The 26,513-nt window shown below is 71.7% G+C and carries 20 protein-coding genes and 1 pseudogene; 14 read left to right on the top strand and 7 right to left on the bottom strand.

All coding sequences use genetic code 11. The annotated features are described in order from the left end of the window. Positions 1-18: 18 nt before the first annotated feature. The gene (locus AB1460_RS21130; protein ID WP_368963516.1) at positions 19-945 is read left to right on the top strand and encodes a LysR family transcriptional regulator; all 927 of its coding nucleotides are present in this window, start codon (positions 19-21) and stop codon (positions 943-945) included. Positions 946-948: 3 nt separating this feature from the next. On the opposite strand, the gene AB1460_RS21125 is transcribed toward AB1460_RS21130, so the two are convergent. Then, positions 949-1,368 carry a cupin domain-containing protein gene (locus AB1460_RS21125; RefSeq protein WP_368963514.1) on the bottom strand — a complete coding sequence of 140 codons (420 nt, stop codon included), beginning with the start codon at positions 1,366-1,368 and terminating at the stop codon, positions 949-951. A gap of 158 nt (positions 1,369-1,526) precedes the next feature. On the opposite strand from AB1460_RS21125, the gene AB1460_RS21120 reads away from it, so the two are divergent. Next, entirely contained in the window at positions 1,527-2,426 is a 900-nt protein-coding gene (locus AB1460_RS21120) for a helix-turn-helix domain-containing protein (protein ID WP_368963542.1), read from the top strand. Positions 2,427-2,680: 254 nt separating this feature from the next. On the opposite strand, the gene AB1460_RS21115 is transcribed toward AB1460_RS21120, so the two are convergent. Both AB1460_RS21115 and AB1460_RS21110 read right to left on the bottom strand, forming a co-directional pair. Continuing rightward, entirely contained in the window at positions 2,681-3,802 is a 1,122-nt protein-coding gene (locus AB1460_RS21115; protein ID WP_368963513.1) for a hypothetical protein, read from the bottom strand. Between the two features lie 352 nt (positions 3,803-4,154). Next, positions 4,155-5,951: a protein kinase domain-containing protein gene (locus tag AB1460_RS21110; protein WP_368963511.1), complete on the bottom strand. Its 1,797-nt coding sequence runs from the start codon at positions 5,949-5,951 to the stop codon at positions 4,155-4,157. A 503-nt stretch (positions 5,952-6,454) separates the two neighbouring features. Here AB1460_RS21110 and AB1460_RS21105 point away from each other — a divergent pair. From AB1460_RS21105 to AB1460_RS21080, 6 genes are read left to right on the top strand one after another with little or no spacing between them, the layout of a single operon-like run. Continuing rightward, a complete protein-coding gene (locus AB1460_RS21105) occupies positions 6,455-7,645 on the top strand; it encodes a serine/threonine-protein kinase (RefSeq protein ID WP_368963509.1) in 1,191 nt (396 codons plus the stop codon). Then, entirely contained in the window at positions 7,642-9,288 is a 1,647-nt protein-coding gene (locus AB1460_RS21100) for a hypothetical protein (protein WP_368963507.1), read from the top strand. Before AB1460_RS21105 ends, AB1460_RS21100 begins: the two co-directional genes overlap by 4 nt. Beyond that, positions 9,281-9,940, top strand: coding sequence for a hypothetical protein (locus AB1460_RS21095; RefSeq protein WP_368963506.1), 660 nt, complete (start codon positions 9,281-9,283; stop codon positions 9,938-9,940). Before AB1460_RS21100 ends, AB1460_RS21095 begins: the two co-directional genes overlap by 8 nt. 29 nt (positions 9,941-9,969) lie before the next feature. Continuing rightward, positions 9,970-12,477: an Hsp70 family protein gene (locus AB1460_RS21090; protein WP_368963504.1), complete on the top strand. Its 2,508-nt coding sequence runs from the start codon at positions 9,970-9,972 to the stop codon at positions 12,475-12,477. Beyond that, positions 12,455-13,438, top strand: coding sequence for an OmpA family protein (locus tag AB1460_RS21085; protein WP_368963503.1), 984 nt, complete (start codon positions 12,455-12,457; stop codon positions 13,436-13,438). Before AB1460_RS21090 ends, AB1460_RS21085 begins: the two co-directional genes overlap by 23 nt. Before the next feature lie 12 nt (positions 13,439-13,450). Continuing rightward, positions 13,451-14,947 (top strand): tetratricopeptide repeat protein, encoded by a 1,497-nt coding sequence (locus AB1460_RS21080; RefSeq protein ID WP_368963502.1) that lies wholly within the window; start codon positions 13,451-13,453, stop codon positions 14,945-14,947. 11 nt (positions 14,948-14,958) lie between these two features. Here the strand turns inward: AB1460_RS21080 and AB1460_RS21075 are convergent, their stop codons facing one another. Next, positions 14,959-16,533, bottom strand: a complete 1,575-nt coding sequence (locus tag AB1460_RS21075; protein WP_368963501.1) for a long-chain-fatty-acid--CoA ligase — start codon at positions 16,531-16,533, stop codon at positions 14,959-14,961. A 297-nt stretch (positions 16,534-16,830) separates the two neighbouring features. Next, entirely contained in the window at positions 16,831-17,067 is a 237-nt protein-coding gene (locus AB1460_RS21070; RefSeq protein ID WP_368963499.1) for a hypothetical protein, read from the bottom strand. Positions 17,068-17,709: 642 nt separating this feature from the next. On the opposite strand from AB1460_RS21070, the gene AB1460_RS21065 reads away from it, so the two are divergent. After that, a complete protein-coding gene (locus AB1460_RS21065) occupies positions 17,710-19,866 on the top strand; it encodes a PKD domain-containing protein (RefSeq protein WP_368963498.1) in 2,157 nt (718 codons plus the stop codon). A 148-nt stretch (positions 19,867-20,014) separates the two neighbouring features. Here AB1460_RS21065 and AB1460_RS21060 read toward each other — a convergent pair whose 3' ends face one another. Beyond that, the gene (locus AB1460_RS21060; RefSeq protein ID WP_368963497.1) at positions 20,015-20,959 is read right to left on the bottom strand and encodes an alpha/beta hydrolase; all 945 of its coding nucleotides are present in this window, start codon (positions 20,957-20,959) and stop codon (positions 20,015-20,017) included. A gap of 44 nt (positions 20,960-21,003) precedes the next feature. Further along, on the bottom strand, positions 21,004-21,945 hold the full coding sequence (locus AB1460_RS21055) for a LysR family transcriptional regulator (RefSeq protein ID WP_368963496.1): 942 nt from the start codon (positions 21,943-21,945) through the stop codon (positions 21,004-21,006). Between the two features lie 165 nt (positions 21,946-22,110). On the opposite strand from AB1460_RS21055, the gene AB1460_RS21050 reads away from it, so the two are divergent. The 5 genes and pseudogenes from AB1460_RS21050 to AB1460_RS21030 all read left to right on the top strand — a co-directional run. Continuing rightward, on the top strand, positions 22,111-22,992 hold the full coding sequence (locus tag AB1460_RS21050; RefSeq protein WP_368963495.1) for an SDR family NAD(P)-dependent oxidoreductase: 882 nt from the start codon (positions 22,111-22,113) through the stop codon (positions 22,990-22,992). A 66-nt stretch (positions 22,993-23,058) separates the two neighbouring features. After that, positions 23,059-23,838 carry an SDR family NAD(P)-dependent oxidoreductase gene (locus tag AB1460_RS21045; protein ID WP_368963494.1) on the top strand — a complete coding sequence of 260 codons (780 nt, stop codon included), beginning with the start codon at positions 23,059-23,061 and terminating at the stop codon, positions 23,836-23,838. Between the two features lie 48 nt (positions 23,839-23,886). Then, the gene (locus AB1460_RS21040; protein ID WP_368963492.1) at positions 23,887-25,062 is read left to right on the top strand and encodes a sulfotransferase family protein; all 1,176 of its coding nucleotides are present in this window, start codon (positions 23,887-23,889) and stop codon (positions 25,060-25,062) included. Further along, positions 25,049-26,272, top strand: a complete 1,224-nt coding sequence (locus AB1460_RS21035) for a cytochrome P450 (RefSeq protein WP_368963491.1) — start codon at positions 25,049-25,051, stop codon at positions 26,270-26,272. Before AB1460_RS21040 ends, AB1460_RS21035 begins: the two co-directional genes overlap by 14 nt. Before the next feature lie 115 nt (positions 26,273-26,387). Beyond that, positions 26,388-26,513, top strand: a pseudogene (locus AB1460_RS21030) (sulfate adenylyltransferase small subunit); the annotation flags it as partial.

The raw sequence follows: 26,513 nt of genomic DNA, 5'->3' as shown, positions 1-26,513 counted from the left end.
TACCGATACTCTGACGGCATGAGACGGACCCTGGACATCGCCCCGCTGCGCAGCTTCGTCGCTGTCGCGGACTGCGGCGGCTTCCAGCGCGCCGCGCTGTCGCTGCATCTCAGCCAGGCGGCGGTGAGCCAGCACGTGCGCCGCCTCGAGAGCGCGACCGGCCGGGTCCTCGTCGAACGCCAGGGCCGCGGTTCCCGACTGACCCGCGACGGCGAACACCTGCTCGCCCAGGCCCGGCGGATCCTCAGCCTGCACGACGAGACCCTGCACGGCTTCGGCCTGGAGGCCGAGGAGGCAGTCCTCATCGGGTCGACCGAGCACGGCGCCGCCCAGCTGCTGCCGTTTCTCGCTACCGTACTGGGGCAGTCGCTGCCCCACCACCGTGTCCGATTTCGTATCGACCGGGGCACCTCGCTGCGCGAGGGGCTGGACGCCGGCCGGATCGACCTGGCGCTGCTCCTCGGCCCGGCCGACGACAGCCGGGCCCAGCCGGTCGGAGCTCTCGAGCTGACCTGGTACTCCGCCCCTGCCTGGCAACGGCCTGCCGCGGCCCAGCCGGTCCCGGTCGTGGCCTTCGACCAGCCCTGCGCGCTGCGCACCCAGGCGTTGGAGACCCTCTCCTCCCACGCGATCCCGGCGGTGATCGGCGCGGAGGCCCTCCAGCTGGCCGGCGTGCAGGCGGCGGTCGGCGCCGGCCTGGGCGTCGCCCTGATGGCGACCCTCGGCGAGACCCCGGCAGGCCTCGTCGCCCGCGACGACCTGCCCAGGCCCAGACCCCTGCCGCTGGCGGTGTGGTCCCGGCCCGGCCTGCCCGGACGGGTCTCTCGGAAGGTCGCCGACGCGCTGACCGGGGTGCTCGCCCGCGCCCCTGCAGGCCCCGCCAGCCCCGCGCCGCCGACCGTCATCCCGTCGGCTCTCGTCACGGCGGCGCGCGAAGGGCCCTGACCGTCAGCGGGACGTCAGGGCCGCGGCCGCGGCGGTGTACTGGTCGCTGGTGACGTGTTCGAGCCAGGTGGCACCGTCACCCTCGGCGGTGCCCTCCCAGAACGCGAGGTGAGCCATGAAGTCGGTCGGAGTCGCGCCGTGCCAGTGCTCCTCGCCGGGCGGGGTGTAGACGACGTGCCCCGGCCGGGCCACGATCACGGTGCCGTCGCGGGTTCCCAGGAGGGCGATGCCCTCGGTGATGTACAGCGTCTGGCCGACGGCGTGCGAGTGCCAGGCGGTACGCGCACCGGGCGTGAAACGCACGCAGGCGCACGCCATGCGGGATGGTTCGGGCCTGCGGGTGGCGATCGGGTCGATGTAGACGTCCCCGGTGAACCACGCGGCAGGGCCCTTCGCGGTCGGTGCCTTCGCTTCGATGTTCATCTGTCTCCTCGGGGGAACACGCGACGAGCCCCGCAGGTCTCGGTCGGGGCTGTCGTGAGGTCCATGCAACGTCCATCGACGGCAACGTGGCAGGTCACGCTCTTCCCGGTTCCGGCAGAACCCCCCTCCGTCCCCGGAAGGGTCCTAGCGTGAAGGACGTGAACAGCAACCGGTACGAGGTGCGGGAGTTCCTCGGCACCCGCCGCGCCAGAATCACACCAGAGCAGGCCGGGCTCACGATCTACGGCGGGAACCGGCGCGTCCCCGGCCTACGCCGCGAAGAGGTCGCGATGCTCGCCGGCGTCAGCGCCGACTACTACGCCCGCCTGGAGAAGGGCAACCTCGCAGGCGTCTCCGACAGTGTGCTGGAGGCCGTCGCCCGTGCCCTCCAGCTGGACGAGGCGGAACGCCTCTACCTGGCCGATCTGGCCCGCGCCGCGAACACCGGCCCGGCGCGCGCCTCCCGGCGTCGGGCGCCCCACCGGATCCGCCCCGGCGTCCAGCTCATCCTCGACGGGATGACCCACACGCCGGCCTTTGTCCGCAACGGCCGCCTCGACATTCTGGCGACCAACATCCTCGGACGGGCGCTGTACTCACCGGTCTTTCTCACCCAGAGCCAGCCGCCGAACCTTGCCCGGTTCAGGTTTCTCGACCCCGCCGCGCGCGCCTTCTACCCGGACGGGGAGGAATCTGCGCACACCACCGTCGCTCTGCTTCGCGCCGAAGCCGGCAGGGACCCCTACAACAAGGCGCTCACCGACCTCGTCGGCGAGCTGTCCACTCGCAGCGACCAGTTCCGCACTCTCTGGGCCGCTCACAACGTCCGCCTCCACCGGTCCGGCGGGAAACGCTTCCACCACCCCGCAGTCGGCGACCTCGACCTCATGTTCGAAGCCATGGCCATCGAAGCCGACCAGGGCCTCACCCTCACCGCCTACACCGCACCACCGGCCACCCCGTCCCATGACGCCCTGCGCCTCCTCGCCAGCTGGGCCGCAAGCCAGCACGACCCAGCCCGCACCGACGCCGCCTCGCGCCCACAGTCGCCGAAGTAGAAAGGTGCTCGGCGGATCCCGAGCAGCACCACACGGCGCCGCGCAGTCGCGGACCCTGGCGATATCCGTGGTCCGCAGGGCGAGCCGAGCGAGGACCGGTTCGACGAAGCCGCTACCGGGTGGGTCTGTGTTGCCGGTCCTCGCCGGTCTCGCGACCGCGGTCGTGAGGTCGGCCTGTCGACGGCGCTTCCGTCAGCGCCGGTTACCTGGCCTTGTCGGGCTTCCCGCCCGCGCCGCCCGCGGAGCGCCGACCGTCACTGGACAATGGAGGCGATACAGGCCACGACACCGCCTCTGGGTGCGTTGACGTTCGCGGCAAGCCGGTAGTTCCTTTCGGTGTAGGAGACGGAGACCTGCCGCTTCCCATAGAAGTCCTTGTAGATCTTCTCGATGTCCTCGCCCTCGGTGACGAACCCGATGTACGTGCCGTTGTCCTCGAAGTACGGGACGGCGAAGAGGTGCGCGAAGCGGATCTTCGGCGAACTGAAGACCATGATTCCTTCGGCGCCGCGCATCCCGAAGTTCCGGTCGGCGAAGTAGATGCCGGCGAAGACGAGGTTCTCCGGATCGTTCGGCCCGAAGTTGACGCGAGCCCTGACCTGCACCTTCGGCGAGATCAGCCCGCTCTCGTTGTCCTGCATGAAGGAGGCCATGTGCCCGAAGGCCATGTACAGGTCGCCGGACTTCTTCCCATCCACCCCCTTCTCCCAGTCCTTGACGACAAGGTGCTCGTCGGTGTCGTTGATGATCATTCCGAGAATCTTCTTCGGATTCTCGAGGAACAGGTACAGCAGGAATCCGACGAGGACCACGACGACGGCACCGATCGCCGTCTTGAGACCGATGCTGGTGACACCGGTGCGGATTGCGGCGAGCAGGGCCTGCCCGGCGCGCAACGCCTTGATCGTCTCGACCGCCATCGGCACGCCCACGCTGACCAGGCCGCCAGCAACCAGTTCCATCGCGAGCTGGCCCGGGGTCTTGGCGTTCTGCATGTTCTCGAAGCGCTTCGTGAGCGAGCTGAGGTACTGCCTGACGTCGTCACCCCGCAGACCCATGACGAAGTTCGCGTCGCTGCGCGTCATCGAGAGGTTCGGCTCGATGTCGACCTCGGTGTCCAGCATCCTCTCGAGAGCGGTGTCCTCGTCGAAGTCGGTGGCCTCGAGGCCGGTCGCACCGGAGCCCGGCCGGCCCACCTCCTCCAGAACCGCCTCCAGAAGGCGGACCCGCGCGATCCGGGCCTTCTTCCGCTCACTCAGCGCGTCATTCGCGAAGATCGCTCGCAGGTCGACCCCGTGCCGCTCCCTGATCGACTCCATGATCTGCTCGGCGAACATCCTGTCACTCAGGTGCGAGTACGTCGAGACAAGTTCCACCAGACACCCCCGAATTGTTTATGCCCGAGTATTTACGAAGACGTGAAGGACTCAACCGCCATGCCGCCCGACAGGGGCGGTCATAACGAGTTGCCCGCCGGGTAGAACGAACCGGGCCAATGCCGGATGACCGTCCGCTGCTCGTGCTCCCGAAATCTCCGAGCCAACGCACGACAGAATCCACCGTCACCTACATGGCCCTTATACTCCCACCAGCAGAGCGAGCCTAACGGCGGCGTGAACTGCTCGTCCAGCCAGAACGAAAGGCTCTGATCCATACGCACAAGGCCGCCGTTCAGTGGCAGCCGCAAACCGCACTGACGGCTGTGGCCGCCATCGGACCCAGAGGCGGCTAAAGGTCACGCCCGGCCTGGTGGAACCACCAGGCGACGGCATCCTCGGCGGCGACGGTGTCGGGGTGGCCGGGGCCGAGGCTCCGGTGACGGCTCTCCTGGACCTCCGCGCAGAGGTCGCCGGCATCCAGGTAGCGGCCGAGACGACCGAGGTAGAAGGCGACGTTGAAGGCGCTGACCAGCGTCTCGGGATGGTCGGGCCCCAGCACCCGCCGGCGCCGGGCCAGGGTGTCCTCCCCCAGCTCGCGCGCCGCCTCGAAGGCGCCGCCGGCGCCCAGCCGTGCGGCCAGGTTGAAGGCGGCGGTCAGGGTCTCGGGATGGTCGGGCCCCAGCACCCGCCGGCGCCGCGCGAGGGTGTCCTCCCCCAGCTCGCGGGCGGCCGCGTGCTCGCCGCCGGCGCTGCGCAGCATGCCGAGGTTGTGTGCCGTGTCGAGGGTGTCCGGGTGGTCGGGCCCGAGAACCCTCCGGCGTCGCAGGAGCGTGTCCTGACACAGGTCACGAGCGCGGCCCGCCGCACCGGTCGCGGCCAGGTCGACCGCGAGGTTGTGGGCGGCGGTGAGTGAGTCCGGATGGTCGGGCCCGAGCTGATGGCGCAGCCGTCCGAGCACGTCCTCGTCGAGTTCGCGGGCGTCCTCGTGCCGCCCGAGGACGCTCAGCCGCAGAGCGAGCTCGTTCGCCGCGGCCAGGGCGGCGGGATGGTCGGGGCCGTGGGTGTGCCGCAGTCGGGCGAACTCCTCCGCGCCGGCGGTACCCCCGTACCGGCCCTCGGTGAGGCCGGCGCTGGCCGTGGCCACCGTGCCCGGTGCGGACCCGGCGCCGCCCGGGCCCGGGCCGGGAAATGTGGGCAGCCCGTCGGGGCGCGCGGTCGGCCCCTCCGCGACAATATCCCGGACGAGTTCCGTCACCGCCTCGGCCGGTGACCGGACAGCGGCCCGGCGGACAGCGTCGTCAAGATGCAGCGGCATGCCGGCGCGGGCGAGCCAGTCGGCACCGTAGGCCTCGGCCGCGGCGCTGGCGAGGTCCAGCGCGAACGCCGCCGGGTCCGGGTGGCGGGCCGCCGGGTCCTTCTCCAGCCCGCGCAGCACCACCTGGGCGACGGAGTCCGGCACCCCGCCCATCGGCGGCGCGGGCTCGTTACGCAGCTGGTGCCACAGCAGGTGCAGGGGCTGCTTCGGGTCGAACGGGGGCCGGCCGGCCAGCAGGGTGTAGAGAACGGCGCTGAGGGCGTACAGGTCGGTCGCCGGTCCGAGCCGGCCACCCACGTCGATCTGCTCGGGTGCCATGGAGACCGGTGTGCCGACGACCTTGCTGACGGTGGCGGCCGATCCTTCGAACAGTTTCGCGATCCCGAAGTCGCCGACCTTCACCGTCCCGTCCGCGGCGAACAGGATGTTGTCGGCCTTGACGTCACGGTGCAGCACCCCGCGGTCATGCGCGTGGCCCAGCGCCGCGGCCACCGCCAGGCCCACCGCGCAGATCTGCCCGGCTGTCAACCCTTCCCGCCGTCGGGTCAGCGTGCCGCCGGCGAGCAGCTCCATCACGACCAGGCACAGGTCGTCGCCCTCGACGTAGTCGTAAACCCGGACGACGTGCGGATGGTCCAGCCCCGCGAGCAGGCGTGCCTCGGCGGCGAAATCGATCCGCGCCCCCTCGGCCGGCATCACCTTGATCGCCGCCGGGCGGCGCATCCGGCGGTGCTCGGCCCGCAGCACCAGGCCGAACGCCCCCGAGCCGAGCTGCTCACCCAGGACGTAGTTCGGCACGGCCGCGGCCACCCGCGACCGGTCGACGATCACCGGATGCTCCCTCGGTCGCACCGTCCTGCCGAGCACCCCGAGCACAGCATCCTGACCACCACAGCATCATCACGAGGAGCCCCGCCTCTCGACAACCCCGCCCCCTCGGAAATCGTTCCGACCGGACGCAGGGAGGACGCGCGATCCAGCCAGAAATCGGCTTTCCGAGAGACCGTTCTTCGGTTTCTCCTCCCAGCTGTACGCGGGGGGGGAGAGAAGATTAACGTGGCGACTGCGCGCCGCATGGGAACAGCAGGGAGGAAACTGGTTGCTACGAGGCAAGAAACCGGTGTGCTCGACACCGCGAGGGCCTGTCGTCATCCTGACAGACAACGACCGACGGCAGCGGCGACGCGGTTCGGAAACAGCGGGACAATCAGCAGGCCCGGCGCGCTCGCACCCGCCCGACCGCGCACCAGTCCATCCCCGGGGACCAGAGCACACGGTGGGAGCCGGCCCCGTGGAACCCCCATCTGGTACTGCGCTGCCGGAGGTTCGGACCCATGGCTCTGTTACGCGACGGGCAGGTCATCCGTGACACCTACACGGTGGAGCGGCTGCTCGGCGCCGGCGCGTTCGCAGAGGTGTACCGGGTCCGACACCGGTATCTGAGGAAGCGGCAGGCGATGAAGGTCTTCCGGCAGGCGGGAATGTCCACAGAGCAGGTTCATGACGCGCTCGGCGAGGCGATGCTGCTCTCCGGTATAGCGCACCCGAACATCGTCCGCGTGTTCGAGGCGAACACCGTCGAGACGTCCGGTGGCGTACACGCCTACTTCACCATGGAATACGTCGCCGGCGGTACGCTGCACGATTTCTGGCGCTCGCAGGGCGAGGGGTACATGCCCATCCCGACGGCGGTGGACATCATCCGGCAGGCGGCACGCGGGCTGGCCGTGGCGCACCAGGAGTCCCCGCCGGTCGTCCACCGTGACATCACTCCGCAGAACATCCTGGTCGGTCATGACGGGGCCGGCCTGCGGGTGCGGGTCAGCGATTTCGGTCTCGCCAGAAAGGTCAGCGCCCTGACCCTGCTGGCGAGCTCCCAGGGATCGATTGCCTTCATGGCGCCGGAGACCCTGCTCCACCCGCACCTGTCCTCGATGCCGGCGGACGTCTGGTCGCTGGGCGTCGTGTTCCACCTGCTGCTGACGGATCAGGTCCCCTATCCGCAGCGCGGCGCCAGCGACCCGGTCGCGGCGTCGTGGCACCGGTCGGCGCTCGTGCCGCCGAGCGAGGTGCGGCACGCGGTGGACCCGGTGCTGGACGGCATCGTCGCCCGGGCGCTGTCCTTCGACATGGCGAAGCGCTACCCGTCGGCCACGGAGCTGCTCGCCGATCTGGAGGCGTGGCGGCCGGGCACCCCGGCCGCAGCCCGCCGGCCTCTGCGGGAACCCGTGCCGGCAGGGGAGATCGCCGCAGGCAAGCAGGCGTTCGGCCGGGCCTCGCCCGCCGGCCACGCACTGCCCGCCGGCCAGGCGCCGCCAGAGCGCCGCACGTTACCCGCCGACCGGGCATCAACCGACGGGCCGGCCGCGGCGGAGCGGTTGGCTGCCCGGGCGGTGGCCGCCGCTGCCGCCGGCCGGTACGGCCACGCCGCCGATCTGCTGGAGGAGGCCTGTGCCGCCTGGCCGGACCTGCGTGAACAGCATGCGTCGCAGATCCGGCTGTGGCGCAGGGGGGTGGCGAGATGACGACCCAGCACACCGGCTCCGGTCTCCTCGGGCGACTGTCGCCACGGCTCTACCGGCAGAACGCCTTCCGCGTGACCGGCCTGCCCCTGGCGGCGACCGGGCGGGACATCAGGCGGAAGTCCGACATGCTCGCCGTGATCGAGAAGACCGGGGGCGAGCTGCCGGTACCCGACGTCCTGCCGCTGCGGCCGGCGCCGTCCGCCCAGGACATCCGCGGCGCCCTCGACCGGCTGGGGGATCCGCGCCAGCGACTGGTCGACGAGTTCTTCTGGTTCTGGCCGGTCGGCACGAGCGGCAAGGCCGGTACCGGTGGCACGGGCGGTACGGGCGGTGCTGGCGCCGAGCCGGACCCGGCGCTCGCCGCCCTGGCCGCCGGCGACACGGCGTCCGCGGTGCGGCACTGGACCGCGGCAGCGGCCCGAACCGACCCGGAGGCGTCCACGGAGGCCGCGAGTGCCGTCCACAACCTCGCGGTGCTCGAGCACCTGCAGGCCCTGGACGCCGAGCCGGCCGCCGCTGCCGCCGGCACGAGCGGTCCGCCGCCTGACTGGCTGTCGGTCCATCGCCGCTGGGAGAACGTCCTGGCCGACGATCGGGTCTGGGAGGCTCTCGCGGCACGCATCCGGCAGGCCGGCAACGCCCGGCTCGACGAAAGCCTCGCCGCCGACGTCCGCGCGGCGCTGCCGACCGCGCTGCTGGCGATCGGCGCCGAGCTCGCCGTCGCGGCCCTCACCGCGGGCGACCTCGGGCGGGCCGAGCGACAGCTGGCGGCGATGCGGGCGGCGCGGCTGGGACCCGCCGCCGACGAGGCGCTCGGTGCGGCGCTGCGCGCGGCGGGTACCCCCTGGGCGAACGAGATCACGGCCCTGTGTGACAGCGCCATCCGGGTCGCGGAGAACACCTCGACGGAAGGCCTGGCCCAGGCCGAGCGGATCCTCACCGAGTCCGCGGAGCTGCTGGAACGGGTCGACGTCCTGCTGCCCGCCGAGGAGCCGACGCGGGTCCGCGCGCACGACAAGGTCGCCCTCGAGACGCTGCACTGCCTGCTGGCCTTCGACCGGACCAGGGGCGTGCCCCGCGCCGCGGGGGACAGCGCCGCCCGCGATCACCTCACGATGACCGAGCTGCTGACGCGGGCCGAGCGCACAGCGGGCTCCGAGGCCATCCGTGAGCGCCTTGCCGAGAACCGGGCGCTTCTCGAGTCGTCCGCCCTGCACATCGTCTGCTGGGTCTGCCAGGACCGGCCGGCCGAGGAACGCTCGGGGATCAAGGTCTGGATGCACGGCGAGGTGGTCCGGACCTTCCAGGGCGTGCAGTGGAGCAAGGGTCAGGTCACCGTGCCGCGCTGTCGTACCTGCGAGCTGCGCGAGGTGGGCGGCGGCTGGCGGATGATCCTGCGGACTGTCCTGTACTTCCTCGTGGCGATCAGCATTCCCGCGATGCTGTTCCCCGGCGCGGGCGGCGGATTCGTCGCGCTCGGCGTTCTCGCCGCGGTCATCGCCTTCCTCGTCGACGGGATGGCCGTGAGCTGGCCCGCCGCGCGACGGAGGCGGGCGCACATCGACTCCTTCCCACCGCTGGCGGAACTGCGTGGCAAGGGCTGGCAGCGGGGCGAACGACCGCTCGGGGTCACCGGTGGTTGAGGGCCTGCGCCAGTGGCGCCATCCCCGTGAGTTCCGCATAGCCCGGCCGGCACTGCCCGCGGCATGGGCCGAGGCACTGCGGCTCGCCACCTCGGCCGGCCGGACCGCGGATGCCTCCGGGCCCACGTCGACGACGGCCCCCGACGCCACGGGCGCCACGGGCGCCACGGGCGCCACAGCGCAGGCCCCGCCGCAGTCCGGTACGTCAGCGTCCGCGGACGGTGGCGCGACCCACGCGCCGGCCGACGAGCGGACGCTCGGGCAGCCGGTGGTCGCCGAGCTCGCGACCGGCCTGTGGCGGCTGCGCCGGCGCCTGTCCGACCTGGCCGGCGGCAGCGATCGGACGAAGTCCGCCGGCTCGGCGGACACCCGCCGCCTGCAGCGCCAGCTCGACTCCCTGTGGGGCACCCTCACCGCGGCCGGGGTCGAGATCCAGGAACACGACCGCACCCGCTACGACTCCGGCCTCGACCTGCAGGTTCTCGAGTTCCAGCAGACCGCCGGCCTGAGCGGCGAGATCGTTCTGGAGACCCTGCGGCCGAGCGTCTACCTGCACGGCCAGCGGGTGCAGACCGGTGAGGTCGTGGTCGGCATTCCCGCCCCGCCCGACACCGCCCCGCCCGACACCGCCGCGCGCGACGGCGGCGGCTGACCCATCCCCCTTTTCACCGGCCAGGAGGCATGATGGCGCGATCAACGATGGACTTCGGCATCGATCTGGGCACGACCAACAGCGCGATCGCCGTCCTGGACGGCACCGAGGCCCGCATCGTCAAGAACGCCTTCGGGCACGACACCACGCCGTCGGCCGTGTACGCCGACCGCGCCGGACGGATCCATGTCGGCGAACGCGCCCGTGAACGGGTCGAGTCCGACCCGGCGAACGCCGCCGCCGAGTTCAAGCTCAGGATGGGCCTGCGCGACCAGCTGACATCCTTCGTCAACAGTGGCCTGAGCCTGGGCCCGGAGGAGCTGTCCGCCCACGTGCTGCGCGCGCTCAAGGCGAACGTGACCAGGCAGCTGGGCGAGGAGGTCCGGGCCGCCGTCATCACGGTGCCGGCCGCGTTCGAGCTGAACCAGACCGACGCGACGCGGCGGGCCGCCGAGGCCGCCGGGCTGGAGCTCTCCCCGCTGCTGCAGGAGCCGACCGCGGCCGCCCTCGCCTACAGCTTCCAACGCGACGAGGACAACATCTACCGGCTCGTCTTCGACCTGGGTGGCGGCACGTTCGACGCCTCTGTCGTGCACATCCGCGACGGCGAGTTCGACATCGTCAACCACCGCGGCGACAACTTCCTGGGCGGGAAGCTCATCGACTGGGCGATCGTCGAGCAGCTGCTGATTCCCGCGCTGCTGCGGCAGTACACGCTGCCCGGCTTCGGTCGGGGTGAGCCTGCCTGGGCGCAGGCGATCGCGAAGCTGAAGGCGGCCGCGGAGAACGCGAAGATCGAGCTGTCCTCGGCGGACTCGGCGCTGATCGACATCAGCGACCCGCCGCTGTGCGCCGACTCCCGCGGCGCCCCGGTGGAGTTCGTCCACGAGCTGCACAGCGCGGACGTCGACGCCCTCACCGAGCCGTTCGTCGCCCGGGCGGTCAACATCTGCCAGGCCGCGCTGCGGGAAAGCCAGCTGACGCCGGACCGGATCGACCGGGTGCTGCTCGTCGGCGGCCCCACCCTCACGCCCTACCTGCGTCGCCGGCTGCACGAGGGCCTCGGCATCGAGCTGGACGTCAGCCAGGACCCGATGACGGTCGTCGCCCGCGGCGCGGCGATCTTCGCGGGGACCCAGCGACTGCCCGCGGAGCCAGTGCGCCCGGGCGTCTCCTACACGGTGGACCTGGAGTACAAGCCGATCGGCTCCGACCCGGAACCGATGGTCGGCGGGGTGGTGCGGGGCCCGGCCGGGCGGGCACTGGACGGTTTCACCGTCGAGTTCGTCAACGCCGGGGCCCGGCCGCCGTGGCGAAGCGGGAAGGTCGTCCTGCCGGCGGCCGGGACGTTCATCACGACGCTGCGGGCCGAGCCCGAGCGGCGCAACGTCTACGAGATCGTCCTGGAGGGGCCGACCGGGGCCCGGGAGAAGGTCCAGCCCACGGAGCTGACGTACACCGTCGGGGTCGTCGCGCCGGCCGCGACCCTGACCCACTCGATCGGCGTCACGCTCGCCGGCAACGAGGTCTCCTGGCTGCTGGCCAAGGGAACCCGCATCCCGGAGAAGGCCCGCGAGATCCTGCGCAGCACCGTGCGGCTGACCCGCGGCGAGTCCGGCGGCCTGCTGCGGATCCCGATCGTGGAGGGCGAGCACGCCCGGGCCAACCGCAACCGGCAGGTGGGAGCGCTGGAGATCCTCGCCGACCAGGTCACCCGGGACATCCCGAAGAACAGCGAGATCGAGGTGGAGATCCAGATCGACGCCTCCCGGCTGGTCACCACACGGGCGTACGTGCCGGTCCTCGACGAGGAGTTCGAGGCCTTCCACGACCTGACCACCGAGCGCGCCCCGGAGCCGGCCGAGCTGCGCCGGGCGCTGCAGGCCGAGCAGCAACGGCTGGACGGCCTGCAGACGGACGCGCGGCGCACCGCCGACCCGGCCGCGCTCGCGATCCTCGACGAGCTGGACGACGAACGGGTCGTCGACCAGCTGGAGAACGACGTCGCCGCGACCGAGCACGGAGACACCGACGCGGCCGGCACCGCTGGCAGGCGTCTGCTGGACCTGCAGGCCAGGCTTGACGCCGTCGAGCAGGCGCTGGAGTGGCCGTCGCTGGTCGAGTGGGCGAACCGGGTGCTGCATGACGCGCCGGGGCTGATCGACGAGTACGGCGAGCCGCGGGACCGGCGGCGCTACGAGCTGCTCGCCGCCGACGTCCGCCGGGCGCTGGAGAGCCGGGACGCCGAGCACCTGCGGACCCTGGTGGACCAGCTCGCGGCCTACCTCGCCACCGTCGTCGACCGCAGGACGGGGGCGGTGGTGATGGCCCGCTTCTCCCAGCTCACCGGCATGCGCGACGAGCTCACCGACCAGGCCGCGGCCGCGCGACTGATCGCGAAGGGCCGGCGCGCCGTCGACGGCAACGACATCGAGGCGTTGCGGTCGGTGAACCGCGAGCTCATCGAGCTGCTCCCGCGCGGGGACGGGCCGGACGGCGGGGAGGACGTCAGCGGTGTCTACAAGCCCCAGCGCTGAGAGCGGCGCCGGCCCCACGGGCAGCGGCCCGCCCGCGCTGCCCGGCGAAGCCGCCCTGCCCGGCGAAGCCGCGCTGCTCGGCGAAGCCGTCCGTGGACAGGCGGCCACGCTTGCCCGCGCGGGACGGTACGAGGACGGCCTGCGCCTGCTCGGCGCGCTGGCGGACGGACGTGACCACACCGCCGCCGAACACGACCTGCTGGCCCGGATCCGGGCACAGCAGGGCCGGTGCGACGAGGCGGAGCGGCACTGGCGGGCCGCGCTCGCCCTCGACCCGACGGCGGCCGGGGCGACGGCGGGCCTGCACCGCCTCGACCAGCTGCGCACCCGCGGCGGCGGCCGGGTCCGGGGAGGGGTGGCCGCGGCAGCAGCCGTCGCCCTCGCCGTCGCGTTCGGCGGAGGGTGGTGGCTCGGCCACGACCAGGACGAGGCAGCCGGGGTCACGGCGGCGGCCGCGACCGCCGCGGCAGCTCCCGCTGTGCCCGGCCCACCATCCGCTCCGGCCGCCGTTCCCGGGGGCGTGTCCGCCGCTCCGGCCCCCGGCGGGGCGGAGCTGGCGGCGCGCCTCGCCGGGCCGGAGGTGACGCTCACCAGGGCCGGTGGCCAGGTGGTCGCCGTCTTTCGCGAGGCCCTCTTCGCCAGCCGCGACGCCCTGAGCCCGCAGGGCCGCGCGGTGCTCGCCACGGCGGGCGGCCGGCTGGCGGCCGTCCCGGACGTCGCCGTCGAGATCGTCGGCCACAGCGACAGTGTCCCGGTCGGACCGGGCGGGCCGTTCATCGACAACACCGCGCTGAGCCTGGCCCGCGCCGCCGCCGCCGCGCAGGTCCTGCGCGCGGCCGGCGTCCCCGCGGCCGCTCTCACGGTCGCGGCGGCCGGCAGCGCCGTCACGCCCTACCCCGACTCCCCCGCCGACGACATCCGCAACCGCACCGTGACCCTGCGCATCACGCCGCCCGTCTGAGAGGAACCGCCGATGACGCAGGCCAGGTCGCGGCCCGGGCCACACCCGGCGTCGCCCCCGCCGGACACGACGGCCAGACCGGACGTGACGGCAGGACCGGGCCGGGCCGGGGACACGGAGCGGTCCCACGATCCGCTGGCGGTGGCGCTGGGCAACGCCTCCCTGCTCGGCGTCGGGTACCTGATGCTGGGGCGGGTCCATCTCGCCCTGGTCTCCGTGCTGATCACCGTCGAGCTGCTCATCATCTTCGCCTCGTCCGCGCAGGTGCTGTGGTTCGCCGTCGTCGTCCTGGTGTGGTGGGCGGCCCTGGTCGCCCACGGCTGGTACCTGGCCGGCGGATGGCCACGCCACCGCACGGCCGGCCCGCGGCGGCCGCGGGTCCACCGGTCGCGGGTCCACCGGTCGTGGCTGCACCGGTCGTGGCTGCGCCGGTCACTCGCCCTCGTCTCCGTGCTCCCGGTGCTGCTGGCGTTCGTGTTACTCCGGGTGGATACCAGGCAGATCAAGAAGGATCTCGCCTCGGCGCGCGCCGCCGGGGACTGCCCACGGGCGCAGGCCGTCGTCGACCGCGTGAACCCCGCCCACCGCATGGTCACGATCTCTCCGGCGGCCCAGGGCGAGCGCACGGTCGAGGCCTGCGCGCGGCTGCGGGCGGCCGCCGGGCACCTCGACGGCGCGCGGCTCGGTGACACGGGGGAGCTGGAGGCGGGCTTCGCGGCGCTCTCGGCCGTCCTCGCGGACCTGCCCGGCCACGAGAACGTCGTGCGCGCGAACCTCGACCGGTTCCTCGACGGCCTGCCCGCTCCGGATCCCTGCGACACCGCGAGCATCACGACCTGGCTCGCCCAGCGGCCGGCCAGCGGCAACGATCTCGACCGCGCCGCCGCGGCCGTCCCCCGGCTCGCGCCGGCGGCGCTGGTCGGCTGCGGTGACAAGCTTCTCCAGGCCGGGAACCCGAACGGCGCCCAGGCCACCTTCCAGCAGCTGCTCGACCGGTACCCCGGCGACGCGCTCGCTCCCCGGGCGCGGGAGGGCATCGCGCGGATCGGCCGGGAGGCGGAGGTCACGAACCTGCGCAACCTGCTGCGCGCCCCGTCGACCGGCATCCTGCCGCAGTACTGCGCTGCCCCGGTGCCCTTCTCGCAGGCGTCCGGCGGCCCGAACCGGGCCCTGGTCTTCGGCGCCTCCACCTACGTCGACGATCTGCCCGGCGAGTGGAAGGCCGGCGATCTGACCGCCGCCACCCGGGTGCTCTGTGTCGGCGACGACCAGCTGGGCTCCGCGGTCGAGACCTGCCTCTACAACCCCGGTGGGAACGTGACGTTCCATCGGGTGGCGCTGCCCGTCCGCGTCTACGAGCTGCGGACCGGAGCGCTGCTGACCGACACCAGGGTGGAGATCAGCGGCTCGAGCTGCCCTCTCACGCTCTACGGCTATGATCGGGAGCGCTACGTCACCCCCGCCGGCTCGGACATCCAGGCCGCCTTCAGACCGCTGATCAGCCCCTGACCGGGGGTCCGTCAGGAGAGCTCGCGCTTGAGGATCTTGCCGGTGGCGGTCATCGGCAGCGTGTCGACGAACTCCACGATCCGCGGGTACTTGTAGGCGGCCATCTGCTCCTTCGCCCACCCGATCAGCTCGTCGGCGGTGACGGTGGCACCCGGTTCGCGGATCACGACGGCCTTGATCTCCTCCCCGTGGCGCGGGTGCGGGACGCCGATGACGGCCACGAGCGACACGTCCGGATGGGTCACCAGCACCTCCTCGATCTCCCGCGGGTACACGTTGTACCCACCTCGGGCGATCATGTCCTTGGAGCGGTCGACGATGTAGTACCAGCCGTCCTCGTCCCTGCGGGCCAGGTCGCCGGTGCGGAACCAGCCGTCCCGGATGACCTCGTCGGTCTCCTCGGGACGCCGGTGGTAGCCCTTCATCACGTTGTGCCCGCGGACGGCGATCTCGCCGATCCCGGCCGGGTCGGCGAGCTCGTCCCAGGTGTCACGCTCGAGGAGGGTCATCTCGACGCCGCGGATCGGCAGGCCGATGGAGCCGACCCGCGGCGGCTCGCCATACGGCGAGAACGACGCCACCGGCGAGGTCTCCGACAGGCCGTACCCCTCCAGGATGGTGACGCCGAACTGCTTCTCGAACTGCCGGTGCACCTCGACCGGCAGCGCCGAACCTCCCGAGACGGCGACCCGCAGGTTGCGCGCGAGTGCCGCGGTGTCGATCGACGGGTCCTGCCCGAGCGCGTTCAGCAGACCCCAGTACATGGTGGGGACACCCGCGAACATCGTCACCCGCTCGTCGAGCATCAGCCGGATCGCCGCGCCCGGGTCGAACCGCGGCAGCAGTACCACGGTGCCGCCGAACGCGAACGCCCCGTTCTGGACGACCGTCTGCCCGAACGAGTGGAACAGCGGCAGCGCGCCCAGGTAGATGTCGGGACGGGAGATGTCGGAGCCGAACTGGTCCCGCCCGGCGAGCGCGTTGTCCCGCATGTTGCGGTGCCGCAGCTCCGCCCCCTTCGGCCGGCCGGTGGTACCCGACGTGTACAGAATGACGGCGGTGTCGTCATCGTCGCGTTCGACGGTCGAGAACGTGGACGGCTGGCCGGCGACGGCCCGCGCCAGCGTCTCCACCGGGCGCGCCGAGGTTCCCGCCACCGGGGACGGCGCGGCCGGGTCCAGCGTGATGACGAAGAAGTGTTCGCAGCCGGGAGTGTCGGCGAAGCCGGCGAATCCCTCCTGCGCCACGGGCAGCTCGGCGGAACCCTCGAAGCAGAAGTAGGCCCGGGCCTCGGAATCGCCCAGGTGGTAGGCCACCTCACGGTGGCGCAGCAGGACGTTGAGCGGGACCACGACCGCGCCGGCCTTAAGGATGCCGTAGTACACCACGGTGAAGTGCGGAATGTTCGCACACGTCAGCGCGACTCTGTCGCCAGGACGAATCCCCCGGGCAACCAGCAGGTGCGCGACGGCGGCCGCGGCGGCGTCCACCTCGGTGTAGGTCAGTCTCGACGATCCGAGGACAACCGCCTCGCGGTCGGGACAGGTGGCGGCGGTGTCCGCCAGGAGCTGCGCCAGATTGGCCATGGCCGCGTCCTCTCCGGTCTCGAACGCGGCGACGCGATCCGGCCTGACCGGCCGGATTCGCCGCCCGTTCTCGGTCTCACTGCTTCCCTGCCCGTGCACGTGACCGAAATACCGCTGATCGGCACGAGCCGGGCATCGCAAGGTGCAGTGATGACAGAGTGACCGAGAGGGACAGCCATGGGAAGACGCAGCGTACGGAGAGCGGGCCAACGGGCCGCAGTACCGTCATCCCGTCGGCGGGATGAACTGTGCGGTGCGCCAGTGCGGTGCGTCAGTGCGGGTGGCGGCGCGGTGCCGTCAGCTGTGCGAGTGCGCCCAGCGCAGCACCCGGCGACGCTGGACCGGGCGCTCCCGCTCCACCCGGCCGGAGACGGGGCGGGGGCCCGCGACGGCCTGGGGCTCCGGCAGCGCAGCGGGGGCGCCGAGGGTCAGGAAGGTCTCCTCGGGGCCGAGGAACCAGGAACGGGCAGAGCTGCGCACAGCCGGCATCGTGCGCGTGCCGGGACGGGCGAAGGCGTGGACGACGTTCATCACGGCAGGCTCCCAGGTGCAGAGAAAAGACTGGCGACGGCGGCCGATCGCCCAGCCACCGTCTTTATGGTGCGCCCATTCCGGAGCTTTTATGAGCCCTCCGGACGTGACCTGAGACGCACCCACCCGAACAAGAATATATTGTGATCCACGCCCGTGGCCCACGACACAGAACGGCCCATCGAACCCTCGGAACCGAGAAATCAGGGTTACCCGGATCACATTCCCCCACCCTTCGGTGACGCATGTCACTGCTATCTCGCCTGCGCTCGAGGTGTTCCAGCTCACGCGCATTCTCTGCGTCCCGGCGGTGCGGCTGCCACCGCAGGCCGACTCCCTCGGGCGGATGCCCGTGCACCGAAGACTGCCGGGCCGGCCCGGCAGGGCCGACATCCGCTTCGCCGGCCCGGCCCCTGCCCGCCCCTCGCACGGAACACCACGTTTGGGGGTACCCCGGCATATTCCGGCGATTCGCCGGAGCCGGCGAACTTACACTCGCCGTCCCTGTCGGCGGTCCAGGACCGACCGGAGAGCGAGGCGAGGTCAAGGATGACACGAGCTCCGAACCGTGGCGGGCACGGGCACTGGCGAGAAGGAGGCCGGCCCGGAGGCTTCCGGCCGGGCCGAACGAGAACGGCGGGCCAGGTGCTCGTCGCCGTCAGCCTGGCGGCAACGGCGACATTGGTGTCCTGCAGCGACGACTCCCCGGCCGAACCAGCGGGGCGAGCCGACGTCGGACGCCCCTTACAGCTGCGCGACGGCGCACTTCAGGGACCCGCCTGCGCACCGGGGCCGCAGGGTGGCACCGCCCTGTTCGTCACCGAGCGGTGTGTGGACCCGACGCTGAACCAGCCTTTCGTCGACCGGGACGAGAAACAGGACATCACCGACCCCGCCACGGATGTCACCGTCCACGTGCGCCACATCCACGGTGGTTTCACCGGCACCAGGGCAACGTTCTCGCTCTACTTCCCCGAGCGATATCAGGGTCGTTTCTTCCATTCGACGTATCCGACGCTGTCCACCGACGAGGCCGCGCCGAACACCGTGGCCTTCGCCGTCTCGAGCGGGGCATATGTCGTCTCCACGAACAACGCGGGCGGCCTGCCCGGCGCCGGTGACATCGCCGGTTACCGGGTCAACGCGGCGGCGGCGAAGTTCTCCCGGACGGTCGCGGCACAGGTCTACGACGATCCTGCCCGCCCCCGCGGCTACATCTACGGGGCGAGCGGCGGTGCGTACCAGACGATCGGCGCCCTGGAGAACACCGAAGGCGTGTGGGACGGCGGGGTGCCGATGGTCCCCGGGACCCCGAACGCCATCCCGAGCAGTATGACCACGCAGCTGCTGGCGCTGCGGGTCCTGAAGCCCGTGTTCCCCCAGATCGTGGACGCGATGGAGCCCGGCGGCAGCGGCGACCCCTACGCCGGGCTGAACGAGGAGCAGCGTGCGGTGCTGCGCGAGGCGACCCGGATCGGCTTCCCGCTGCGTGGCTGGTGGGACCACGAGAACATGACCGGCGGCGCCTTCTTCGCGGTGGGCGGAGGGGTGCGGGTTCTGGACCCGACCTATGTCGACGACTTCTGGTCGAAGCCGGGCTACGCCGGCACCGACCCGGCCTCGTCCGCCGGGGCCGCGCGCGTCCGGCACGAGGCCGAGGTCACCGCCCGGGCGGACGACCCCGGAGCCGCCGCCCGGCCGGCCCTGCGGGACGTCCAGGGCACGCCGACGATTCCGGCCGCGCCGCCCGGCAGGCTGACTCTCGGTACCGCACCGGCCGGTGAGCTGGCCGGAGCCGACCTCGTCGTGCTCAGCGGTGCCGCCGCCGGGAAGACGGTGCCCCTCGGGGAGGTGGAGGGGAACACCATCACCTTCGGCACCGGCGCGGACAGGGCGGTGACCGAGACGATCCGACCCGGCGACCGGCTCCGTCTCGACAACTCGTGGATCATCGCGCTGCAGTACTACCAGCGTCACCAGGTCCCGGCGCCCGGCGAGTACGGCTGGGACCAGTTCCGCGGGCCGGACGGCGCACCGCTCCACCCGCAGCGCCCACTCCTCGTCGGTCCGACGTTCGCGCAGGCGGCCAGCGGCGCCGTCCCCACCGGCACCTTCCACGGTAAAATGATCATGCTGGGCTCGCTGCTCGACACCGAGGCCTTCCCGTGGCCGGCCGACTGGTACCGCCGGCAGACACAGACCCACCTCGGTTCCGGCCTCGAGGGCTCCTACCGGCTGTGGTTCACGGACAACGCCGGCCATGTGCCGCCGCGTGACGCGGCCACCGAGACCCACATCGTCCGGTACCTGTCGGAGCTGCAGCAGGCCCTGCTCTACCTCGACGACTGGGTCACCCGCGGGACGGCGCCGCCCGCCAGTACCAGCTACGAGGTCGACGGCGAGACGCAGATCCACGTGCCGGCCGGCGCCGGCGAGCGCCGCGGTGTCCAGCCGGTCGTCGACGTCAGGGTCACCGAGGTCGACGACCGCGAGATCCGGCCCGCCGCGCGCGCCGAGGCCCGCGCCGGCCAGCCGGCCACCCTCGCCGTGACGGCCGAACTGCCGCCGGGGGCCGGCGAGATCGTCCGGGTGGAGTGGGACTTCGACGGCACCGGCGCCTTCGCCGAGCGGCCCGAGATCGACCCGACCGACGGCACGGTCCGGCTGACCGCCACCCATACGTTCGACCGGGCCGGAACGTACTTCCCGGTCGCCCGGGTCACGGCCCGGCGGGCCGGCGCCGGGGACAGCCCCTACGGGCTCGTCCAGAACCTCGCCCGCGCCCGCGTCGTCGTCCGCTGACGCGAGAACCGCGCATGGTGGCGGGCTGCCGCCGGCCTCCGTCGGAGCCGGCGGCGGCCCGTCGGATGGCGGGCGGCGGCCCGTCGGATGGCGGGCGGCGGCCCGTCGGATGGCGGGCGGCGGCCCGTAGGGTGCCGGTGGCAGCCCGTCAGGTGCCGGTGGCGGGCCCGTCCCGGAGGGTCTGGCGCAGCCAGGCACGCGCGGCGGCCAGGTACTCGATGCTGATGGTCGTCTCCGACGCCCAGGTTTCGAAGCCGTGCGGTGCCCCGGGCACCGTGTGGAAGGTCGTCGACACCCCGGCGGCGCTCAGCCGCTGGGCGTAGGCGCGGGCCTCGGCGAGGAACAGGTCGACCTCACCGACTCCGACCCAGGCGGGCGGGAGCCCGGCCAGGTCGTCGCGCCTGGCCGGAACCGCGTACCGCGGCCACGCGGCGGCCGAGCCGGGGTCGGCACCCAGGTAGGAGCGCCAGCCGAAGCGGTTCATCCGGTTGCTCCACACCGGGTGCGGCGGGGAGTCCAGGTCACGACGGGCGGCCGTGCGATCGTCCAGCATCGGCGCGTGCAGCCACTGGGCCGCCAGCCGGGGGCCACCGCTCTCGTCCTGCAGCCGCTGGATCAGGGACGCCGCGAGCCCGCCGCCGGCGCTCTGACCACCGACCGCCACCCGCGCCGGGTCCACCCCCAGTGCCGCGGCCTGCCCCTGCAGCCACTCCCAGGCGGCCTGGCAGTCGTCTAGCGGGGCGGGAAACGGGTGCTCGGGTGCCTTGCGGTACTCGACAGCCACCACGGGGATGCCAAGCTCGAGGGCGGTGCCCGCGCACTGGCGATGGTCCTGGGCGACGGCGCCCATCACCAGCCCACCGCCGTGGATCCACAGCAACGCGGCATCCGAACGGCGGGTGTCCGGACGGTAGACCTGCAGGCCCTGCCCCACCTCGGGATACTGCTCGACGGTGACCCCGGCGAACGGGGGCGCCGGCAGCCGGCCGATCGCGAACCGCGCGAAGCGCAGCACCGGTGCCCGGTACACCGGCAGTCGCGGTGAGCGGCGGAGCCTGGCGCGCAGTTCCGGCGCCACCTGGGCGGACGACATACGCGGGGATGCTAGCCCAAACCTTCACGTATGTGGAGGAACCTCTACGCCTCGGACATCGACGGGGACAGGCGCGCGCCCCAGACGCCGGACCCGACCAGCCGGGCCGCCTCCTCACGGATGATCTCACCGACCCTGGTGGCGAAGCCGCGGGGCAGTTCGAGGTTCGCGGTGACGGCGACACCCAGCTGCCGGGTCAGGGACGGGTCGCGCAGCGGGGCATAACACAGCTTCCTCGCGTCGATCTCGGCGGCGCACGCCGACAGCGGCAGCACGCCATAGCCGCGCCCCGCCTCGATGAGGCTTTTCGTGACCTGCAGCGAATCAGTGGAGAAACGGGACTGCAGCCGGTGCTTGAGCCGCAGCGCGGTGTTCTCGACACTGGTACGGATTCCGCTCGGAGACGCGGGAAGAATGAGCGGGCGGCGGGCGAGTTCGGCGAACTCGATGGCGGTGCCCGGCTGCAGGTCCGAGGTACGCCCGCCGACGAGCACGAGATCCTCCACCAGCAGGTCGTGATAGAAGAGACGGCCGTCCTGGACGGGGTCGATGACCGAGATGTCGACAGCGCCCTTCAACATTCCCTCGACGAGCACGTCCGTGCTGGCGACGCTTATCTGGAAGTCGACCCTGGGGAATGCCGCGCTCAGGCCGTCGAGCAGTGGGGAGGCGAGGATACCGGTGGCGGTGGCCGGCAGGCCGATGTGCAGGCCACGCTCGACCCGCGCCAGCGGGGACCCCACGTATCGCATAGCGAGCTCGAGCTGGCGCAGCGGCGCGGCGGTGGTCGCACGCAGCCGCTCCCCCTCCTCGGTGAGCTGGACACCGCGGGCCGTGCGCCGGAACAGGGTGACGCCGAGATCCTCCTCCAGCAGCCGTACCTGGCGACTCAGCGCCGGCTGGGCGATCCCCAGCGTACTGGCCGCCCGGTTGATCGAACCCTCGTCCGCGATGCGTAAGAAGTACCTCAGACGATGAGTGTCCATGTCGCGGATGTTACCCCAGCTATACCGATCCTGTATATCTGAGCGCCGAATTTTGTATTGGCAGCCCGCCACCACATCGCCCTAACATCGCTCGAAACAGTCGCGACGGGGCGTACTGCCGTTCGGGCGGTACACCCTCGCCGGCACGGCGACAGGAGATCTCCCATGCGCGCGGAGGAACAGGAAGAACAGGACTGGTCTGCGGCGATGGGGCTCGACCGGCTCCCCACGCACATCATCGAGAAGCGCGTGAGCGACCTGTTGGACCTGAGGGGCCAGAAGGCGATCGTCACCGGGGCCGGCGGTGACGGGCTCGGCCAGGCCATCGCCAATCGCCTGGCCGGTTCCGGCGCCGATGTCGCGCTTGTCGGCCGGACGTTCTCCAAGGTCGAGCGCAGAGCCGCCGAGGTCGAGAAGCGCTGGGGCGTGAAAGCCGTTCCGATCCGCGCGGACATGTCGGACTGGGACCAGGTGCACCAGGCCGTGACGGAAAGCCGGGAGGCCCTCGGTGGCCTGGACATTATGGTCAACAATCCGGTGATGGTATCGGCCGGCGCCTTCGAGAACTTCACCAAGGACCAGATCGACGGGACGGTCCTGGGCAGCCTGACCATGATGATGTACGGCGCCCACGCCGCGCTGCAGTACCTGGTTCCGCAGGGGTCCGGGCGCATCATCAACATCGGGGCGGTCGGCGGGCGCGTCCAGCAGCCCGGCCTCACGGTCTACTGCGCCTGCAAGGCCGGCGTCATCGGCTTCACCCGCAACCTCGCCCACGAGTTCGCGCCCCGGGGCATCAACGTCCTGGGTGTGGCACCAGGCATCATGATCAAGCCCGACATGAAGCGGATGATTCTCGACCCGCAGAACGAGGGCGACCTCGCGGGCCGCACCACGATCGCGAACGCGCTGAAGAACCAGGTCCAGCTGGGTCGTGTCTGCCTGCCCGAAGAGGTCGCCAACATGGTTGCCTACCTCGCCTCGGAGGCCGCCAACTACATGTGCGGCCAGACCATCGACGTGGCCGGCGGCCAGTGGATGGGGTGAGCCCGCGCCCCCTGACGTCACCTCGGACCCGGACACGGACACGGTGGAGCATGGTGGAGACGGTAGATGCGCGGACTCGCAGGTAGGACCTTCGTCATCGCGGGCGGGGCCACCGGCATCGGCGCCGGGGCCGCGAAGCGGCTCGGCGAGGAGGGCGCCAACGTCGTCGTCGGTGACATCAACATCGACGGAGCGACGACCACCGCCAGGGAGATCACCGGAGCCGGCGGCCAGGCCGTCGCCGTCCATTTCGACCTGGCGGACGAGGCCTCCGTCCAGGAGCTGGTCGACGCGGCGCTCACCGAGTACGGTGCCGTCCACGGCCTGTTCAACGTCGGGGCCGACCTGTCCCCCGGCAACCTCGGGCGCGACCGGACGCTGCTCGACACCGACCTCGACGTCTGGCACCGCACCCTGGACGTCAACGTGGTCGGCTACGTCCGGACGTCCCGCGCCGTGCTGCCGCACCTGCTCGCGAACGGCGGTGGCAGCATCGTCAACACGTCCTCGGGCGCTGCGGTCAGCGGCGGCAGCGGCGACCAGCTCCGGCCCGCCTACGCGGCCTCGAAGTCGGCCGTCCACGCGCTCACCCGGCACATCGCCGGCAACTGGGGCCGCCAGGGGGTGCGCTGCAACGGCGTGATGCCGGGTCTCGTGATGGGCGAGACGCAGGCGCAGCAGAACGACGTCGAGCTGCAGCAGCGGTTCCTGGCGCAGGTCCCGACGACCCGGCTGGGCCGCCCGAGTGACCTGGCGGCGACCGTCGCGTTCCTGCTCTCCGACGACGCCGAATGGATCAACGGCCAGGTCTGGGCCATCGACGGCGGCGCGAACATGCGCGCCTGAGTGCCACCTGCGCGACTGGCAGCCGACAACGGCGAGGAGGGAGTCACCATGGGTTTACAGGACGAGCTGCTGGACGAGGCCCGGGCCGGGACCGGCCTCACGGACTTCGGTGACGACGCGTTCCGGGAGGGCCTGGAGCGGCTCACCCGCTCACTCGAGACGGAGGCCCGGCTGAACACGACCGGCCAGGCCGTGCTCCGCAGGCTGCTCGGCGGGCTGCTGTCGCAGCGGCTGCAGGTCGAGGACTGGTACCGGCGTCACCCGGAGATCGACGACGAGGCGATCGTCGCCCCACTGATCGGCCTGGGGCTGCCCCGGACGGGGTCGACGGCCCTGTCGGCGCTGCTCGCCGAGGATCCGCAGGCCCGCTCGCTGCGCACCTGGGAGGCATCACAGCCCTGCCCACCGCCCTCCACCGGCGACGGGCTGGAAAGCCGGCTCGACGAGAGCCGCTCGGACGCGGAGTTCCGCGCGACGAGCTCGCCGCGACGCGCCAAGCTCGTGCCGGCCAGCGCGACCGGGCCGACGGAGTGCCAGGGCCTGATGGCGCTCGATTTCAAGGCGCACTACTTCCAGGCCTTCGCCTACGTCCCGTCGTACTCGACATGGCTGTTGGAGAGCGCCGACCTCACCCCGACCTACCAGTACGAACTGCGGGTCCTGAAGCTGCTGCAGTGGGGTTTCCCCGCGCGGCCGTGGCGGCTGAAGTGCCCCACCCACCTGCTGTTCCTGGACCAGCTCGACGAAATCTTTCCGGACGCCCGGTTCGTGATGACGCATCGGGACCCGGCCGAGGTGATGGTCTCGGCGGCCGACCTGTACGCGGCGGTGGCCCGGTCCTACTGCGACGAGATCGATCTGCGCTACCTCGGCGCACTCAATGTCGAGCACTGGTCGGTCGGGATGGAGCGCGCGCTCGCGTTCCGCGACAGGGGCGCGGACGACAGGTTCTACGACATCGACTTCCGGGCGATGCAGCGTGAGCCACTGCGTGAGGTCCGCGGGCTGTACTCCTGGCTGGAGGAGCCGGTCACCGAGGAGTTCGAGGCCGGAATGAAGCGGTGGTGGCGGGAGAACGCGGAGAAGCGGGAGGCCAACGTGCACCCCGACCCGGCCACCTTCGGCATCGACATCGACGAGGTCCGCCCGCTGTTCGCCACCTACACCGCACGCGCCGGACACTGGACTGCTCGCTCCGAGGGCATTCCTCATGACCCTTCGTGAGCGCGGGTCCGACGTGACAGGGGCACGGCGCCCGGAGATCTACTACGATCCCTACGACCTCACGATCGACGCGGATCCCTATCCGGTGTGGAGGCGGCTGCGGGACTCCGCACCGCTGTACTACAACGAGAAGTACGACTTCTATGCACTGAGCCGGTTCGACGATGTCGAGAGGGCGCTCACCGACTGGGGTACGTACATCTCCGGCAGGGGTTTCATCCTCGAGATCATCAAGGCCGGTGTGCAGCTGCCACCGGGCAGCCTGCTGGCGGAGGACCCGCCGGTCCACGACATCCATCGTGGGCTGCTCTCGCGCGTGTTCACCCCGCGCAGGATGGCCGCGCTCGAGCCACAGGTCCGCGCACTGTGCGCGCGGCTGCTCGACGAGCTGGTCGGTGCCGGGAGCTTCGACTTCGTGGCCGACCTCGGGGCGATCGTCCCCATGCGGGTCATCGGCATGATGCTCGGCATCCCCGAAGGCGACCAGGAGGCGATCCGCGACGCCGGCACGCGACGCCACCAGCTCACCGAAGGCGAGGCGCCGGCGCCGACCGATGCCCGCTCGACGGCGCAGCCGTTCGCCGAGTACGTCGACTGGCGGGCGACCCACCCGGCCGACGACCTCATGACCGAGCTGATCACCACCGAGTTCACCGACGAGACCGGTACCACGCGCCGGCTCACTCGGGAGGAGGTCCTGACCTACACCTCCGTCCTGGCCGGCGCGGGCAACGAGACGACCAGGCGACTCATCGGGTGGACCGGCCAGCTCCTGGGTCAGCATCCCGACCAGCGCCGGGAACTGGCTGCCGACCGGTCCGCCGTCCCGCAGGCGATCGAGGAGATCCTTCGCTTCGAGTCGCCCTCGCCCGTGCAGGGCCGGGTGGTCTCCCGAGACGTCGAGCACCACGGAGGGAGCATCCCCGCGGGCAGCGCCGTGCTGCTTCTCAATTCCTCCGCCAACCGCGACGAGCGCCACTTCACCGACCCGGACACCTTCGACATCCACCGCCGGATCGACCGGCACCTCGCCTTCGGCCACGGACTGCATTTCTGCCTGGGTGCCTCACTGGCCCGGATGGAGAGCCGGGTTGTGCTCGACGAGGTGCTGAAACGGTGGACCGACTGGGATGTCGACCGTGACCACGCGGTGCTCGACCACACGTCGACGACGAGAGGATGGCTGAACCTGCCGGTGGTTCTCCCCTGACTGGTTCTCGCGTCGTCCACGGACCGCCTACGCCGTGACGCCGTGACGCCGAGCGAGAGTCAGCGAGAATCCACCCCGCCACGACGGGGTCACGTGAAGGAAGGGCAGGGCAACCATGGGTCGACTGACGCATCTGCAGCGGCTGGAGGCGGAGAGCATCCAGATTTTCCGGGAGGCCGTGTCGGAGTGTGAGCGGCCGGTGATGTTGTATTCGGTGGGTAAGGACAGTTCGGTGTTGCTG

The organism is Parafrankia sp. FMc2 (assembly GCF_041008525.1).
Taxonomy (GTDB): Bacteria; Actinomycetota; Actinomycetes; order Frankiales; family Frankiaceae; genus Parafrankia.
Note: the sequence above shows the minus strand (reverse complement) of the source record. Positions and strands in the feature narration are given on the sequence as shown.

What these genes read in the sequence shown, in the direction of transcription:
- AB1460_RS21040 (WP_368963492.1), top strand. Translation starts at nt 23,887, where the DNA reads ATGGGTTTACAGGACGAGCTGCTGGACGAGGCCCGGGCCGGGACCGGC.
- AB1460_RS21050 (WP_368963495.1), top strand. Translation starts at nt 22,111, where the DNA reads ATGCGCGCGGAGGAACAGGAAGAACAGGACTGGTCTGCGGCGATGGGG.
- AB1460_RS21080 (WP_368963502.1), top strand. Translation starts at nt 13,451, where the DNA reads ATGACGCAGGCCAGGTCGCGGCCCGGGCCACACCCGGCGTCGCCCCCG.
- AB1460_RS21105 (WP_368963509.1), top strand. Translation starts at nt 6,455, where the DNA reads ATGGCTCTGTTACGCGACGGGCAGGTCATCCGTGACACCTACACGGTG.
- AB1460_RS21035 (WP_368963491.1), top strand. Translation starts at nt 25,049, where the DNA reads ATGACCCTTCGTGAGCGCGGGTCCGACGTGACAGGGGCACGGCGCCCG.
- AB1460_RS21045 (WP_368963494.1), top strand. Translation starts at nt 23,059, where the DNA reads ATGCGCGGACTCGCAGGTAGGACCTTCGTCATCGCGGGCGGGGCCACC.
- AB1460_RS21055 (WP_368963496.1), bottom strand. Translation starts at nt 21,945, where the DNA reads ATGGACACTCATCGTCTGAGGTACTTCTTACGCATCGCGGACGAGGGT.
- AB1460_RS21125 (WP_368963514.1), bottom strand. Translation starts at nt 1,368, where the DNA reads ATGAACATCGAAGCGAAGGCACCGACCGCGAAGGGCCCTGCCGCGTGG.
- AB1460_RS21100 (WP_368963507.1), top strand. Translation starts at nt 7,642, where the DNA reads ATGACGACCCAGCACACCGGCTCCGGTCTCCTCGGGCGACTGTCGCCA.
- AB1460_RS21090 (WP_368963504.1), top strand. Translation starts at nt 9,970, where the DNA reads ATGATGGCGCGATCAACGATGGACTTCGGCATCGATCTGGGCACGACC.
- AB1460_RS21130 (WP_368963516.1), top strand. Translation starts at nt 19, where the DNA reads ATGAGACGGACCCTGGACATCGCCCCGCTGCGCAGCTTCGTCGCTGTC.
- AB1460_RS21075 (WP_368963501.1), bottom strand. Translation starts at nt 16,533, where the DNA reads ATGGCCAATCTGGCGCAGCTCCTGGCGGACACCGCCGCCACCTGTCCC.
- AB1460_RS21060 (WP_368963497.1), bottom strand. Translation starts at nt 20,959, where the DNA reads ATGTCGTCCGCCCAGGTGGCGCCGGAACTGCGCGCCAGGCTCCGCCGC.